Origin of the sequence: Martinezella lusitana (assembly GCF_010668395.1) — a bacterium.
GTDB lineage: Bacteria > Pseudomonadota > Alphaproteobacteria > Rhizobiales > Rhizobiaceae > Rhizobium > Rhizobium lusitanum_A.
This window is the reverse complement of sequence record NZ_WUEY01000046.1, coordinates 1-16,279: the sequence shown is the minus strand read 5'-3', so window position 1 is coordinate 16,279 and position 16,279 is coordinate 1. Positions and strand designations below refer to the sequence as shown.

Here is a 16,279-nt window from a genome sequence, read left to right as displayed (position 1 = left end):
GGACAGCCGCGTCCCCGCGCGTCTCGATCTCCTTCAGCGTCGCCTCGACAATCGAGCGAACCTTCGCATCCTCCTCCGCACGCTCCGTCGCAGTCTTCCCAACCTTCAGATAACTAACCGTCATGATCTCTCCACCTTCCTCATTCACTTGCCAGCAACCCGGCGAACGCCGTCGGGCTCGATACGCATTCCGGTTTCCCGATCGAACAGATGCAGACGGGTACTCTCCGGCCGCAGCCCGGCCTTTTCCCCGATCTTGCCTCGCCATGAGCGGGGAGCACGGGCGATGACGCGGTTTGTACCGATCATGACGGTTACCAGATTGGATTCGCCCGTCAGTTCGACAGCATAAATGCTGCCGGCAATCTCCGCGCCTTGCGGATCGACCACCTCGATGTCCTCCGGCCTGATCCCCAGAACTCTGACGCCGGAGCCTCGGAAATCAGGAGCGGACAGGGAAACGCCCGGTGCCCTGAAACGCCCTTCGGACACGTTGCCATCGATCAGATTCATCGGCGGAGAACCGATGAAACCGGCAACGAAGAGGTTCGCCGGCCGGTCATATATCTCTTCCGGCGTACCCAGCTGCTGAATGCGCCCCTGGTTCATGACCGCGACGCGATCGGCGAGCGTCATGGCCTCGATCTGGTCGTGCGTCACGTAGATCGTCGTGACTCCCAGTTCGTGCTGCAGATGCTTGATTTCAGCGCGCATGGTCACCCGAAGCTTGGCATCGAGGTTGGACAGTGGCTCATCCATCAGGAAGACCTGTGGCGTTCGCACGATGACTCTGGCCAGCGCGACACGCTGGCGCTGGCCACCGGAGAGCTGCCGCGGCTTGCGCGCCAGAAGCGGCCCCAGTTCCACCTTCTCGGCGGCGATGCGCACCTTGGCCGCGCGATCCACCTTGCCGATCCCTCGGACTTTCAGCGGATAACCGATGTTCTGCTCGACGCTCATATGCGGATAAAGACCATAGTTCTGGAAGACCATGGCAACGTCGCGATCCTTGGGCTGCATGTCGTTGACCAGCCGCTCCCCGATCCTGATCTCCCCACCGGACGGATGTTCGAGCCCGGCAACCATGCGCATCGTCGTCGTCTTGCCACAACCAGACGGCCCGAGCAGGACGAGAAACTCCCCGTCTCCGATCGAAAGATTCAGTTCTTCAAGCGCGGTAAAATGACCGAAGCGCTTGGCTACGTTTTTCAGCGTTACGGATGCCAATGACTATTCCTCCCCGTTCGCCGCTGCAGGCTCGGCGTAAATCTGTCTCAGGATCGAAAGCTCGTCGTAGAGCGTCCATTCCTCGACCACTTTCTCTCCCTCGAAGCGGAAGTGAGACATTCCAAGTATATAGACGGCCTTGCCGCTCGGAGGCCCGAACAGACCGTCGCCATGGTGATGCCCCATAATCGACCAGCGAACGGCGGCAAGCACTCCATCCGTTTCGACGACATCGCAGTAATGGTCGAACGAGAATTCCGCATCCGGTATGGCGGCGAGCAGCTGCACATAATGATAGATCAGCGCTTCCCTGCCGGAGATTTCATGCCCGCCGGCGATGTGCCCGACGGCATCCGGATCGTAGAAGTCGCTGAGGACATTCAGGAGGCGCCGGTTCCAGGCATCGTGCAGGATATGCCTCAGACGATCCTCGATACTCTTTGTCGGACGCGCAAGGGGCGCCGCCTGCCGGCTGCCGCGCGTGACCGGCAGGCTCGCCAGCTTCTCGGCGAACCAGGGTTTCTTCCCCTGCCGGGTATCGTTCTGCGCAAGTTTCTTGGCGAGTTCGTGAATGTCCAAGCCGAGTTGCCGGACGACCGCGCCGTTGTCGCGGATCAGCCATTCGAGAAAAATCTGGTTGTCGCGGGAAACGCAGTCGGCAACCGTGAAGAAACGCGACGGCCGGCCGGTGGAAGGACCATAAGACGACGGCCCGAGATTTGTCATCCGCGAGAAACCGAGATGACTGGTGTAGAAACCTTCCTTCGGATCGCCGCTCCATGCGACATTGACGAAATCCATCGAACGGTCCGGAAAGGACTGCATCATCGCAAGCGTGCCGGTGACCACATCCTCCACCGAATGCGTTACGTCGAAGCCCGTATAGACGGTGCATGTCTCCGCATAGTAATCATAGATTTGTCCGACCGCCTTGTCGGCCCAGATCCAATGCGTGATCTTGAAGATGTAGTCGATGATATCGCCGAATTCGTCATCGAACCCGTCCATCGGAAACGAACCGCGTTCGACCGGCTTGAGCAGCCTTGCGATGGGAACGTGACGAACCTGGCTTATCTTTGGAGATACAGGCGTAGTCATGATCTATCCTATCTAACCGAACCTGACATCAGGCCCTTGGTGAAATACTTTTGAACGAACCGGGACAGGACCAGCATCGGCAGGATGATGACGAGACCCATGGCGGCCATGATCTCCCAGACGTCACCGCGCTCCGTGCGGGCGCTCATTAGACCGACCTGGATCGTTGTCGCCTTTTGCTGCGTCAGGACGAGCGCATAGAAAAACTCGTTCCAGGATACGACGAAACAGAAGATCGCCGCCGTTGCGATGCCAGGAAGAGCAACGGGTACGACGACGTCCCAGATCGCTCTCAGGCGGGACGCACCGTCGATCTGAGCCGCTTCCTCCATGTCCATCGGAATGCTGTCGATGAAACCCTTGATCATCCAGATCGCGTAGGGCACGACAAAGGACATGTTGGCGATAACCAGCGCAGTCTTGGTATCGAGCAGATTAACTTGCCGGAAAACGATGAAGAGCGGGATGATGACGACCACCGGCGGGATGAACTGGGTTGCCAGAACCCCGATAGGCCAGACGCTGCCGCCTGGAAAGCGAAAGCGGGAGAATGCGTAGGCCGCGGCGGTCGCGATCGGCAGCGAGAAAAACAGAGTAAAAAACGTCACGACGATACTGTTCCACGTTCTCTCACCGACCAGGAACGGCGTGGCAAACGCATCGCGAATATTCTGCAGGGTCGGCGCGAAGAAGATCTTCAGCGAGTAGACATCCGGCGCGCGCTTGAAGGCTGTCGCCAGGATCCAGGCAATGGGGCCGAAGAAAATCAGGACAACAACGGCAAGAGCGACGTAGCGTGCCGCCTTGGCAAGCATGTTTTGGAATCGAAAGCTCATATCACGCGCGCTCCATGACGAACCGTGTGTAGAGAACGGCGAGCACACCCATGACTGCCGCCAGCAAATAGGCAATCGCGGCGGAATAACCGAGATCATAGAATCTGAAGGCCGTGAGATAGACGAAATGTGCAAGCGTCTCGGTAGCCGTACCCGGCCCGCCCGCGGTCAGGGTAACGACCTGATCGAGTACCTTGAGCGAGAAAATCGCCTTGAGCAGGATCGCGATCGTCAATACGGGACGAAGCTGGGGCAACGTAATTTCCCAAAATACCCGAAACCGGGAAGCGCCATCGACCTGGGCCGCCTCGATCGTCTCCTGCGGCAAGGCCGCGAGTGCACCCACGAACAGCAACATGAAATAGGGCGACCAGTGCCACACGTCCGATGCGATCAGCGCCGCCATTGCAAGCGTCGGATCAGCCAACATGGGCACACCTTTCAGCGCGGGAATGATCGCTCCAAGCCCCGCCGAAATTGCCCCGAATTCGGGATTGAGCAGAAAGCGCCAGGATATGCCGAGAAGCGCTGGCGACATGGAGAACGGCAGCACCAGCAGCGTGCGGACGTTGACGGTGAGACCGTCGTTACCCGATAGTAGCAGCGCCAGCGACATTGCCAGCACCATCGTGATGACGACGGAAAACAGGGTGAATATGCCCGTCACGCGCACGCTACCCCAAAAATCGGGATCGTCGGTCAGAACGAGCCGGTAGTTGTCCAGGCCCACATAAGGCCCCAGCGTCGCCTGTTGCGCGATATTCCAGCTATGCAGCGAATACCAGAACCCTGCAACCAGCGGATACAGGAGCGTCAGCGCCATGATGGCCAGAGCCGGAGCCACAAGCCAGTATTTGAGATGTTTGTCCGCCAAGTAAACGGCTCCTCTTCGAGGTTCGGTCGGTCCGGCTTTTCTTCCTCCCTGCGGCAGCAACGGAATTTCGGCTGCCGCAGGCGAAAAGGCGGATCAGGCTCAGCCCTTGCGGTAGCCGGCGCGGCGCAGAATACGATCGATGTCGCGCGCGGCTTCATCGAGCCCGTCCTTGACGGGCTTTGCCCCTGTCGCCAGATCCGAAATCGTGTTCTCGAGTGTCGTGCCTATCTGCGGCCATTCCTTTAGCTGCGGCATGATGCGGGAGCCTTCAAGACTCTTGGCTGCCACCCGATGCAGGCCGAAGTTTGCATCGTTGACCTTCTGATCGAGGAAGCTTGCCGTGTGGGTGACAACGATATCAGAGGTGTCGGGGTCCGATTTATCAATCGCACACGCCTGCTCCAGTTCCGGCCTCGAAACCCACTTCATGAACTCCCAGGCTGCATCTTTCTGCTTGGATAGGCCGCTGATGGCGAAGGGCAGCGAAAGCGCGTACGAAACCGGCTTGCTGTCGGCAAACTTCGGCATGGGCGCGAAGCCAACCTGATCGGCCTTCAAGGTGGACTTGTCGCCCGTGAGCACGGAATAGACCCACCACCAGACCATGACCATCGCGGACTTGCCCTGGGCTACAGAATTGACGGCGTCGTCCTCGGCGAACTGCACCGAGCCAGGCGCCGCCACTTTGTGCTTCAACAGAAGATCGAGGTACATCTGGGTCGCTTCGACGGCAGCAGGCTCCGTGAACCGCGTCTCGGTGAAATCCGGCGTGAACAGATCGCCTCCCTTCCCCCAGAGATAATTCAGCCAGAGAAACAGGTTCTGTTGCCCGTTTCCCTTTCCGTAATACATGGCGACGCCGGAAATATCCGATTTGGACTGCACGGCCTTCGCTGTGATCACGAGCTCATCCCACGTCGTCGGCGGCGCAACGCCGGCCTGCGCGAGCAGATCCTTGCGATAGAACAGCATTTGGGGATGACCGCGGATCGGCAGACCGAAGACCTTGCCGTCAATTTCGCTGCCGAGTTTGTAAGCTTGAGGGTAGCTGTTTATGTCGACGCCGTCGCGGGCTAGCCAATCGTCGATCGGCTGAAGATAAAGCGAAAGCGACGGGCCCCAGTCGTCCTGATAACAGACCACATCGTAGGTCGAACTGCCGGCAACGGCTTCGGCGGCGATTTTGTCGCGGACCTGCGCATACGGTATGTAATTGTAGACGGCCTTGATGCCGGTCATCTCCTCCAATTCGGCAAAGCGCTTTTCGTGGGCACGGAATTGGGAGGCATGCGGCAGAAGAACGTTGATGGTCGAACCTGCAAACGGCTTTCCGGGGCGGATCTGCGCGGATGCGCCCTTGGGCATTCCAAATGTCATTGCAGCAGCAGATGCAGCACCAAGCTGCAGAATTTGCCTTCTCGTGATCATTTTTATACTCCCTCTGAAGAATTGGAACGCGCTCGCATTCGTATGCAGAATAACTCGATTGCATACGAATGCAATAGAGTGAAAATAAAAAACTCAGGAGGTGAATTTGGAGCCGACCGAACCACGTTCCACAAGTTGGGCGCCGAGCATCATATGCTCTGGCTGTGCGGATGGATCTTCGATCTGCTCGAAAAGCATCCGCAGGCTCGCCTCCACCATCCGGTTGATCGGCTGACGCACCGTGGTGAGAGCGTAGGTCGGCTGGGCGGCCGTCGTGATATCGTCGAAGCCGACGACACTTACATCTTCCGGGATGCGTAGACCCGCTTCATTGCGAATCACGTCCATCGCCCGTATCGCCATGTAGTCATTGACCACAAAGAGCGCGTCAGGCCTCTCTGCCGGCAATTTGTCCTTGAAAAGCCGCCTCACGGCCTGCGTTGTGTCTTCCAGATTGAAATTGCCGTTTGCTCGCTCGAAAAGCTCGATGCCGCGTGTATTGAGTTCGGCGCGAAAGCCGAATTCGCGATCCCGGCTCGTCGAGGCGCCATCCCAACCCGCAAGGATCGCAATCCGTTCACATCCGGCGTCGAGAAGGGCCTTGGCCGCAAGTCTTCCGCCGCCGACATTGTCGGTCGTCACCGCCGATAAAGTGGGATCATCCTGCGTCCGATTGAACATAACGACCGGAATCCCGCGTTCGGCGCACTCGATGCAAATCTTCGAGGAAAGTTCGACCGAGGCCGTCAGGAGCCCGTCGACCTGATATTGGAGAATATCGGAGACGGTAGAATCCGTATCCTGCAGCGTATTGGACATCATGAAGACGAGCGCATGATAGCCTCGTGCCTGAAGACCGTGACACAGGAGTTCCAGCGCTCGCGCATAGAACGGGTTGTCGAGATAGCTGAACAACACGCCGACCATTCTGGATCGCTGGGTTATGAGCGATCTCGCAATCGCATTCGGCTGATAGCCTAGTTCCTTGGCTGCGCGCAGAACCTTTTCCCTGATCTCGGCAGACACGCCGGATTGCGTCGGCCAGGGCGAAAACGTGCGACTGACGGCCGATTGCGACACCCCGGCCTTCCGGGCAACGTCGGTTGATGTCACTCGCTTTTTCTTCATATCCATCGATTCCTCGCAAGAACTTGCAAGCCATAGGGCTCGTCGGGCCATTTATGCAAGCCTCAGTCTTCGACCGCCTCTCCGGATCGCATCCGCACACCGGCCGCCGGCTTGCGTTTCGCCCATGAAAAGAATTCATGGGCCGGCATTGCCAAAGTTGGAAGTCATGATAGCATACGTATGCGAATGGAGGTGCATATATGTCAGCAACAACTCAGGATCGTCCAGCTGCGGAAGCAGTTGCCGGCGGCAAAGCGAAATCCAGTTCATCATCCGAACGCTCCGTGGAATCGCCACGCGTTCAGTTCGAGGCTCTCTCCCGAGAGCACATGCCCAAAGACTTCTCGATCTCGCTCGATGCCTATCGTCGCGGCGGGACTGACAACTTCATCGGCAAGGCACCGCAGGGCCTCGCCTCACAGCCAATGCGGGATTTCGATCCCACCTATGTCAACATCGTCGACTACATCGTCCGGATCACCCATCGCATATGGGAAGAGAAGGATATCGGCTATATCTACGATACCTACAGCCATGACTGCACGGTCTGGGACGATCTCGGACTTCAATACGGACGTGACAAGATTGTCGCGGATACGGTTCATACCAACAATGCCTTCCCCGACATCAGACTCGTCGCGGACGAGGTGGTATGGGCAGGAAACGAGGACATAGGCTTCCACACGTCCCACCGCACGAAGATCCTTGGGACGAACACTGGCTATAGCCGCTTCGGGCCGCCGACGGGCAAGCGCGTGCAGCTCTGGTGTATCGCCAACTGCGTGGCGCGTGCGAATGAGATCTTTCATGAGCACGTCATCTACGACACGGCCGGCCTGCTTCAGCAGCTTGGCATCGACGTCATAGAAACCGCCAAGCGGTTTGCAGCAACCAAGGCAGGTGCGGCGCTTCCTGCCAATTTCCTCGCCGGCGAGCCGAAGCGGCTGAACGGTCAGGGCAAGCCCGCCGAGATCAGCTTGCCAGCCGCAGAGGACGACATCGAAGGCTTCGTCAGAGCCGCCTTCCATACAGTCTGGAATCGTCGCAATTTCGGCGCCATCGACAACATCTACGGACCGAACGTCGTCATGCAGGGATCCACTGGCCGCGTCTACCGCGGTGCCGGCCAGATCCGGTCCTTCATGCTTTCGATCGTCGCGATGTTCCCGGATCTCGCCATGAATGTCGACGACATCTATTGGATGGGCAATGCCAGGGAAGGCTATATCGTTTCCATCCGCTGGAGCGCGATCGGCACCCATCGCGGGTTTGGCCCCTACGGAGAGCCGACGGGCAAGCAGGTCAATCTCTGGGGTATCAGTCAGTGGGCGGTAGACAGGGGGAGGATCCAGAAGGAATGGACCGTCTTCAACGAGTTTGGCGTTCTCACCCAGCTTTTCTCCTAGGTATCATCGATCCGGCTCGCATCAGTGCGAGCCGGCCCTGTATCGGAGCCTGCAATGCTATCGCTTACCGCTCTGGACGACGTCATCGAAGGCGCGATCGAGGCAAATAAGATCGTCGGTGCTGTCGTTCTCGTCAGCCATGACGGCAAGCTCGTCTATCAGCGCTCCGCCGGTTTTGCAGATCGCGAGGCCGGTACGCCGATGCGGGAAGATTGCGTTTTCCGACTTGCTTCCGTCTCGAAATCCATCGTCTCGGCGGCCGCGATGCGTCTGGTCGAGGATGGCGCTCTCAGCCTGTATGACAATGTAAGCTTCTGGTTACCGGAATTCCGGCCGTCAGGTCCCGCGGGCACTCGTCCTGAGATAACCATCCGTCAACTCATGACGCACACGAGCGGCCTGTCGCATACCTATCTGGAACCACGCGATAGCCCCTACCAAACCGCCGGCCTGTCGGACGGGCTTGACGGGCTGGATCTGACACTCGAAGAAAACATGGCCCGCCTTGCCGCCCTTCCTTTGGCTTTTACGCCAGGTACGTCATGGCGGTACTCGCTTGGAATCGATGTACTCGGCGCAGTGCTCACCCGGGTGACAGGCGATGCCTTATCCAACATCGTTTCGAATCTCGTCACCCGGCCACTGGGGATGTCTCAAACCCGTTTCATGGCCGCTCCCGGCGAGACACTCGTAACTCCTTACGCCGACGGCGAACCCCAGCCCACTCGCATGCGCGACGGCACGAAACTCGTTCTGACCAAGAGCCAGATCGCCGCTTTGGGCGGCCCAAACGCCCGCATTGCGAACTATGCGAAAGATGTAGACGGGACGGTGCGGTTCTCGCCGTCGCGTGCCTATTCGACCAGGGCCTATGCTTCCGGGGGCGCAGGTATGATCGGCACGGCGCACGATACAATGCGGTTTCTTGAGGCAATTCGGAGCGGAGGAACACCGATACTGCGATCCGAAACTGTCAGGACGATGACACAAAACCAAGTCGGCGCCGGTATCGAGAGCCAGGGGGCGGGCTGGGGGTTCGGCTACGGCTGGGCCGTGCTCTCAAGGGCTACCGCCGACACGCCGCAACGACCCGGCACGTTTCAATGGGGTGGCGCCTATGGCCATAATTTCTTTGTGGACCCGCAGGAGAAACTTGTGGTGGTCGCGCTGACCAACACTGCGTTCGAGGGCACAAGCGGCACTTTCGCATCGGCCCTACGAGACGCGGTCTATCGTGGCTGAACCCGACGCTACTCAAGAAATGATATCAGTAGCTTATGGTGCGAACGACGAAGTGAGTAGAATATCCATCAGGCGACGGCCTCGCCATGGAGCACGTTCCGCCGCCATAGCGCCGCACCCTGGCGTTCGTCTGTTCGGCATGGTGGCCGCACGCCGTCAACATCAGGAGGGTGGTGAGTACGATCTTCCCCGGCGTGAATATGCTCCGTCGCTTCGGTGCGCAGCGCACCACGCTCTTGAGCAACGATCTTCAATCGTAGTGCCGTCTCATGCGTGTACTCAAAATCACATCCGGGCAGACCCAGCGTCACCATCTCGAGCGATGACGCTCCAATAATGACGTGCAGAATTGCTTAACCCGATTCAACGGCAATTCCCGACGATTGGCAGTGACTATCCGTTTTGTTCTACATCCGGCCGAATCCATTCCCCCGTCAGCACTTCCTTGCGGGGAAGATAGAGACGCATAACGAGATTGATCGGCCCGTTTGCAGCTGGCAGCCAGTTGCTTTCCAGGTCCGTGCCGGGCGACTCCTTCTGAATGTACAATATGATATCGCCGTCAGCGTTCTTCTGGAGCTGCTTCTCCATCGTTGAATTTATCAGATAGCGGCCGATCGGATTGTGTACCAGAAGCTTGGTTGGCCCGTCATATACGGTCAACGACCAGAAGGCGTCCACGGGAGGGAATTTGCCGTCGACAAAGCGCATGATGTAATTGTGCCGGGAGGCGTCCAGCCTTTCGCCTTTGTTGTCGAAGGGAATGATGGGATAGACCGTTTCTTCCACATCGTTGCCATAAATGCCGCCCTTGGCGCCAAGTGCGCGCTCCCAGTATTTGTCGCGCATCTTGTCGGGCGTGCCGAACAACCCGATCGAAGTCGTCAATCTTCTCACGCCTTCGTCGATTTCGGCGCGCGTTTCCTGTCCCGTCTTCCTGATGATCTCGCGAACCCGTGGAGAAAGCGTCCTGGTCGGCCATTTATCTCCTGCAGCAAGGCCGATCGTCTCGAATTGTTTGCGTAGATCCATCTCCCATTTGAGCGGCGGCGCAAGGCGGAACAGGAAAGGCACATAGGACCAGAAGTCCTTTTCCGCGCTTTCTCGGTCGATGACCGGCCAGTGGATTTCCGGAGCGGCGGCTGGCGCGGCCACACCCAGATATCGGCTCAGCGGTTCGGCGTGGTACTGCTCCTGAATCGTCTTCACATTTTCAATGTCGTCGGGATTGAACAACTGCGTTCGGATCAGCGCGAAGCCGAACTGCGTCGGGAAGCGGATCATCCGCTTGATGCCTGCCGGGACTTCGCCCTGCCAGTCCGGCCCTGCCAACAGGAACTTGCCGCCGCCGTTACCGTCTTTCCGTGTACCCAGAAAATCCAGATTATGCGTATAGAGATCGACGAGCTGCATCGAATAGTAGCGATTTTCCTCTATCGCCGGCAAAGTCACGACCAGCGGCTCAGCACGCAGGTCGACCATGAGGAAAGAATAGGGCGTATCGGAATTGGGGGTCACGATACTTGTATCGTCGGGCGTGAAGACGCGGCTGACATTGCCGAACTGATTGAAGGGTGCCTTGTATTGAGGGTTTCCCTTGTCGATCGCGTATTGATAGATCGTATAGTAGTTCTCGACCATCGGCAGGGCATAGATATAGGCTTGACGGGCCAGTTCCCGGATACGCTGATGATCGGATGCCGAGACCTTGTTTGCTGCGTCTGCCGGAGCAGCGAGAAGCGGTAGCGATATTAGTGCGGTTACGCTGGATTTCAGGACGTCCCTACGATTCATTTCCATCGTGTCCTCCGATTAGACTATAGAGCGATGCGCGCTGTTCGGCCTTCGTATTGAATTCACTTCACGATCTGCGCCTCGGGGAATTTCCACGAGCCATCCAGGATAGCTTGATGGGGACGGTAGAGCCGGACCATATAGTTCCAGCCCGGCATGGTCGGGATACAATTATCCGTTTGCCTTTTGCAGCCGCCGAACTGCACCGTGATGCTGCCGGAAGCATCCTTCTTTGCGGTTATGTTGTTGATCGCATAGCGGCCAAGCGGGTTTTCCTGAAAGAAGCCTTCGGCGTTGTAGACGCTAATGGACCAGAAGCCATCGACCGGGACTTCACCAACCGTCAGCCGATAGACGGTTTTGCCGTCGGCCCGTGCCGGATTGACGTTGAGATAGGTCGCTTCCTTTTCAGGATTGCCGCCCCAGCCGAACGCCGTGCCAAGCAGGTGGCGAACGGGCTCGACCTCATCCTTGCTGCCGAACATGGAGCGGGCATCGGGTAGAAGCGCCGAGAGGGCGACAAGATGCCGGCGAACCGCCTTCAGCGATTCCATATCCCAGTTGGGTATCTCGAACCTGCCCTTGTCGGCTTGCGTTAGTCTCAGCCTGTCCTGCAAATCATGCACGGCATCGAGATCCCGCGGCTCGTCAGGATTGACGAGAATCCGCACGCCGAGCATGGCATAACGCGTACCGACCTCTGCTCGTGTCAGGACATATTCGCCCGGCTCGTGAATCAGCCTCGTCGTGAAATGGTCTTCATTGATGATCTGCACGGACAGAAAACGTTGGCCCGCGTCTGGAACGCTCAGCGTCACCGGTCCCGCATCGAGATCGACGACAGCCGCAGAATACAGGGTATCGCGATTGAGCCGGATGATGAGCTGCCTATGGATATCGGGCAGATTGCGGGTCGGATTGAACCGGCCGAACCCGTTATCCTTGACGATACGACTGAAATAGACATCGCTCTCCGCCCGAATGAAATTGTCGGTCGTTACCTTGACTGCACCGGGCGCGGGTTCTGCAAGTGCCTGCCCTCCGGCTGTCGCCCAGCCCGCAACCACGAATACTGAAACCAGGATCGCTTTCATATATCCAGAAAACTTTATAGGCATCGGATCACCTCAGTCCTTTGCAGCGACATATAGGGGAACGGTCATCGTCAGGAAGACCGAATTGCCCTCGGCCCGATTCTCAGCCGCGAACTCGTGGAAGAATTTCAGGCGCGCAGTCACCGGCGTTTCGTTGATCTTGAAGTTATACGCGGCGGTGGCACCAATCGATGCGACACGCCCCTTGAAATCGCCGAGCGCGGCCCCTTCGCCGCTGTCTCCGCTGATCTGTTGATAGTAGTATCCAATAAGGCCGAGGGAGAACTGCTTGTTGAGATATTGGGACACGGACCATTCGCCGTGAAATTCGGTTCCTGTGCGGTAGTCGGTATCCGGGTTCTTGCCGTTGAAGGTCAGGCCCACCGTTCCCGATATATCGAGCCCGGTTGAAGGATCGAACCATGTGCCGCTGGTCCCCACATCCACGCCCCACCGATGAAAGGCCAGATTTGCCAGCGCACCGGGATGATAGTCTCCGACCGGCACATTTACCGAAGTTCCAACTTGCCAATGGAAATTTCCGGCAGACCAGCCCAGCGAAGAACCAAATGTCGGGTCGCCAATTGTCGTCGTCGCGTCGGAGCGTGCCCCTCCGATACTGCCAAGCCGCGGACCGCTAAATGTCACGCCTGCATCGACCCCTTTCCGGCCAACCGGTACAACAGCACTAAAATTGAGGCTGCCGCCGCCGATTTCCCATGGGGTGGACCAGAGAAAAGTGGAAAGGTTCACGACTGCCTTGCCATCGATATTACCGACCAGCTGTCCTCCCGTCGGGAACGCACGGCCACCCCCTAGGCTGCCATTATAAAAGTAGAGATCGTTCTGATAGTAAAAGCCTTCCGGGGGCGTAATTGCCGAACCCGGCCCTTTCATACCTAAAAGATAAACGCCTGTTCCGCTTTCGGCGGCCTCAGCCCGCTGCGGAGCCACTGACAAGGTGACGGCTAGAGCGCTGAGAACGACAGAGTGAGTGAAAATTCGACGCATCTTCCCGCGCGCTGCTTGCGAGGAATTTCCTTCGGCGGAAACGAATGGACGTTTCATGTACGATCTGCCCCCTACAAAATGTCAAACCCCAGATCCGCGCCTTTTCCCTGGCGCTTTCAATTTTTTAGCTATGCAAAATAAAAAGAATGTCCGAAAAGGGACAATCCTCTTCAAGAATTGGTCATGGGATGCGAGTGGGACGGGGCTCTACAACCGGAAAAAACGAAGCTGCTGCTATTATGCAACAGAACGGCTGGCTATCGCGGCAGCCGGAACCCTTTCAAAAAGAAGTGCTACGCCGTTCTATCCTGCTGAATTTTGCGGCTGGCGAGGTCGTTTATCACTTCGGCGATGACGTCGGTGGCATTTACGGCCTCGTCAGCGGCATCGCGAGCATCAACAGCGCACCACCAACCGAAACACCCAGGCTGGTGCACATCGGAGCTCCCGGCGGTTGGACAGGCGAGGGTTCCTTCCTGACAAGGCAGCCGAGACGGATCGAACTGAGAGCTTTGACGAATATATTGATGTTTCATCTGCCGCTGGATCAAATGGATCAGATGGTCGGCGAAGATCCGACTGTAATTCGCAATTTCAGCCAGATTCTAATGATGACCGTCGATGTTCTGATTGGGATCGTTCATGGCCTGCAAATACCCGATGCGGATCGTCGAATAGCTGTCACACTCAGACGCATGGCTCCAATCGGAGTGCATAACATCCCTCTCTCTCAAACCGATATTGGCATACTCGCGAATGCATCACGCAAGCAGGTGAATGCAACTCTTCAGCGTTTCAGCAAGCTTGGCATTGCTGAAGTCGGATATCGATCGATAAAGATCGTCGATCAAAAAGCTCTGGATCAATTTCTAGCCGAATAGCTATTGTCATGAGAGCAACGTTTAACCGGCTCTCCCCTCGCGCATTCACGGGCAATCTCAGCTGCAAACAATTGCAGCTTATTTCAATTTCCATCCGGCGACGTTCAACAGGCCGTGCTGACGACGTCATATGGCGGCTGCGGCGCGGTTCACCGTCCTTGTTTGATCAGGAGTATCTTTTCGGGATTAATTTCCCGTTTGAGCGCCGATCCATCGCTGCGGAGGATTTGAAGATTCAGTTGGTCGCCGGACCTGCACCGCTTCGTCTCACCCAACTTTCTTCACAAGGTGCCGGCTTTGTACCCTCAGCCTCGGTAGAAAAAGACGCTTTTAGTTTGCGGCAACAAAAGTCCAACTTGCCCGCCACATGCTCCACTCGTCAAATTGTTGCTATGAGGGCTTATCGAAACAGCTTGCGGTATTGCCCTGGCGTCATGCCCGTTGCGCGGCGAAAGGCCCGGCTGAAGCTTGTCTGGGACGAAAAGCAACTGCTGAGAGCAATGTCGCTGAGTGCCATCTGGCTTTCCGCAAGCAAGACCATCGATCTTTCGAGACGCTGTTGAGCCACATAGCGATGCGGGGGAGCACCGAAGGAAGCGGTGAAGAGCCGGGTGAAATGGAACAGGCTGAGATTGGCTACGCTCGCCAGGTCGGCGACCGATATATCCTCTTCAAGATGGGCGGCGATATAGTCCCTGATCCGACGCAAGCGAACGTCGTCGAGCCGGCGCACCGTTGTCTGGGGATATTTGATGCTCCAGCCATCGCCGTAATTGTGCGCAAGCCGTGCCGCCAGCATGAGCGAGCAGGTTTCCACCAGCATGCGTCCCGAGGCCGTTTCGTTTCGCAATTCTTCGATGACGCTGAGGCCGATCTGGTGGACAAGTTCGTCCTGGAGGCCCGCCAGATAGTGGATGGAATGTGCTGGTTCCGGTGGCAGATTATAGTCCTCCGCCAAGAGGCTGAAGCGGCGGGCCGGCAGATAGAGATGCAGGATGTTCGATAACGGAGCTGTCACGCTGATGTCGTTGTCGCCGATTCCGATCGGCGACAACCAGATCGTGCCTGGCAACGGGCGTGTCTTTTGCCTCTCGCCAGCCCCCGATCGCAAAACCCAGCCGTCGTCGCGTCCACAGACCGCGATCGAAATCTCCATATACTGCGGTACAAGGCCGGGCATGTCGCTCACCGGATGGGAGCGGAGCTCGGCCGAGAGTTCAGACCAGCCCTGGCCGGCGGAAGACAACTTCAACTCCGCATGTGGATATTTCCTTGGACCATGCGCCTGCAGTTCCATGGGACTATTCCTCGATTCTGAGCGCAAGCTTCCACATCGCGCGAAAGCCTGGCTTCCGCACCTGCCATTCGAGCCGGCGACACCAATTAAATTATTATGCGATTCAATCGCGTGATACTGAAAATAGACCATTCGAAAGCGATGTCAAGCGCTTGCGATTCAATCGCGTGATATCTATATTTGTCGGGAAGCTCGATGGATATCGCAATGGGAGACGACACCGTGGCCAATCGAGGCAATGAAAGTGAAAACGTGCTGCGGCCGGACGATTTTGTCTGCTTCGCGATCTATTCCGCCGGCCATGCCTTCAGTCGGGTTTACAAGCCGCTATTGAAGGCTCTTGGCCTGACCTATCCGCAATATATCGTCATGGTCGCGCTATGGGCGGAAGACGACCAGACCGTTGGCGCGCTCTGCGATCTGTTGTTTCTGGAATCGAGCACGATAACGCCGCTTTTAAAACGCCTGCAAGGCATGGGCTATATCGTGCGTAATCGCGATCCCGTCGATGAGCGTCTGGTGCGTGTTCGCCTGACGGAGGAAGGCAACGCCATCCGCATAAAGGCCCGTGATTACCCTGCATGCGTCGATGGCGCCACCGGTCTTTCACCGAACGCGTTACTCCAGTTAAAGCAGCAGATATTGGGAATGCGCAGAAGCTTGATCGAGAATGCCGAAATGGAAAGCTGACCGTTTCCCCGTTGACGCTGTAGACGCGTTCACACAGGCGCGGCTTCGGATAAGGCCGACAAACCGGAAAGTACGATTTCTATAGCCCCTGCCCCGCCTTGGCCGGCAGGTTGTCGTAATCGTTGATCCTGTATACGACAGCCGAGATCAGCCAGCTCATGAGGAAGATGCCGACGACTGCGAAGCCGAAATTGGCGAGATTGTCGTTCATCTCGCCGATGAAGCTCCAGAAGCCGCCCTCGAGGCCGAGCTTGTCGGAGATCAGTCCGAGCG

The 16,279-nt window shown here is 57.4% G+C and carries 14 protein-coding genes and 1 pseudogene; 4 read left to right on the top strand and 11 right to left on the bottom strand.

The window, feature by feature from the left end:
• Nucleotides 1-144: 144 nt before the first annotated feature.
• The 6 genes from GR212_RS36060 to GR212_RS36035 all read right to left on the bottom strand — a co-directional run bounded on the left by GR212_RS36060 (nt 145) and on the right by GR212_RS36035 (nt 6,576).
• A complete protein-coding gene (locus GR212_RS36060) occupies nt 145-1,227 on the bottom strand; it encodes an ABC transporter ATP-binding protein (protein WP_163994831.1) in 1,083 nt (360 codons plus the stop codon).
• Between the two features lie 3 nt (nt 1,228-1,230).
• A complete protein-coding gene (locus GR212_RS36055) occupies nt 1,231-2,325 on the bottom strand; it encodes an ester cyclase (RefSeq protein WP_163994829.1) in 1,095 nt (364 codons plus the stop codon).
• Between the two features lie 8 nt (nt 2,326-2,333).
• Nucleotides 2,334-3,161, bottom strand: a complete 828-nt coding sequence (locus GR212_RS36050; RefSeq protein ID WP_163994827.1) for a carbohydrate ABC transporter permease — start codon at nt 3,159-3,161, stop codon at nt 2,334-2,336.
• A 1-nt stretch (nt 3,162) separates the two neighbouring features.
• Nucleotides 3,163-4,035, bottom strand: a complete 873-nt coding sequence (locus GR212_RS36045) for a carbohydrate ABC transporter permease (protein ID WP_163994825.1) — start codon at nt 4,033-4,035, stop codon at nt 3,163-3,165.
• 99 nt (nt 4,036-4,134) lie between these two features.
• Nucleotides 4,135-5,463: an ABC transporter substrate-binding protein gene (locus tag GR212_RS36040; protein WP_204326919.1), complete on the bottom strand. Its 1,329-nt coding sequence runs from the start codon at nt 5,461-5,463 to the stop codon at nt 4,135-4,137.
• 93 nt (nt 5,464-5,556) lie between these two features.
• The gene (locus GR212_RS36035; RefSeq protein WP_348643602.1) at nt 5,557-6,576 is read right to left on the bottom strand and encodes a LacI family DNA-binding transcriptional regulator; all 1,020 of its coding nucleotides are present in this window, start codon (nt 6,574-6,576) and stop codon (nt 5,557-5,559) included.
• A gap of 215 nt (nt 6,577-6,791) precedes the next feature.
• On the opposite strand from GR212_RS36035, the gene GR212_RS36030 reads away from it, so the two are divergent.
• Complete coding sequence (locus GR212_RS36030) at nt 6,792-7,997, top strand: ester cyclase (RefSeq protein ID WP_163994821.1); 1,206 nt, start codon at nt 6,792-6,794, stop codon at nt 7,995-7,997.
• A gap of 54 nt (nt 7,998-8,051) precedes the next feature.
• The gene (locus GR212_RS36025; RefSeq protein WP_163994819.1) at nt 8,052-9,239 is read left to right on the top strand and encodes a serine hydrolase domain-containing protein; all 1,188 of its coding nucleotides are present in this window, start codon (nt 8,052-8,054) and stop codon (nt 9,237-9,239) included.
• Between the two features lie 393 nt (nt 9,240-9,632).
• Here the strand turns inward: GR212_RS36025 and GR212_RS36020 are convergent, their stop codons facing one another.
• From GR212_RS36020 to GR212_RS36010, 3 genes are read right to left on the bottom strand one after another with little or no spacing between them, the layout of a single operon-like run.
• Entirely contained in the window at nt 9,633-11,039 is a 1,407-nt protein-coding gene (locus GR212_RS36020) for a DUF1254 domain-containing protein (protein ID WP_246726251.1), read from the bottom strand.
• 56 nt (nt 11,040-11,095) lie between these two features.
• A complete protein-coding gene (locus GR212_RS36015) occupies nt 11,096-12,127 on the bottom strand; it encodes a DUF1214 domain-containing protein (protein ID WP_163994817.1) in 1,032 nt (343 codons plus the stop codon).
• Nucleotides 12,128-12,160: 33 nt separating this feature from the next.
• The gene (locus GR212_RS36010; protein WP_246726249.1) at nt 12,161-13,195 is read right to left on the bottom strand and encodes a SphA family protein; all 1,035 of its coding nucleotides are present in this window, start codon (nt 13,193-13,195) and stop codon (nt 12,161-12,163) included.
• An 89-nt stretch (nt 13,196-13,284) separates the two neighbouring features.
• Between GR212_RS36010 and GR212_RS36005 the strand changes: the two genes are divergently transcribed.
• The gene (locus tag GR212_RS36005; protein WP_246726247.1) at nt 13,285-14,019 is read left to right on the top strand and encodes a Crp/Fnr family transcriptional regulator; all 735 of its coding nucleotides are present in this window, start codon (nt 13,285-13,287) and stop codon (nt 14,017-14,019) included.
• Between the two features lie 400 nt (nt 14,020-14,419).
• On the opposite strand, the gene GR212_RS36000 is transcribed toward GR212_RS36005, so the two are convergent.
• Nucleotides 14,420-15,316 (bottom strand): AraC family transcriptional regulator, encoded by an 897-nt coding sequence (locus GR212_RS36000; protein ID WP_163994815.1) that lies wholly within the window; start codon nt 15,314-15,316, stop codon nt 14,420-14,422.
• Between the two features lie 207 nt (nt 15,317-15,523).
• Here GR212_RS36000 and GR212_RS35995 point away from each other — a divergent pair, with 207 nt between their 5' ends.
• Entirely contained in the window at nt 15,524-16,006 is a 483-nt protein-coding gene (locus GR212_RS35995) for a MarR family winged helix-turn-helix transcriptional regulator (protein WP_163994813.1), read from the top strand.
• A 79-nt stretch (nt 16,007-16,085) separates the two neighbouring features.
• Here the strand turns inward: GR212_RS35995 and GR212_RS35990 are convergent.
• Nucleotides 16,086-16,279, bottom strand: a pseudogene (locus GR212_RS35990) (HoxN/HupN/NixA family nickel/cobalt transporter); the annotation flags it as partial.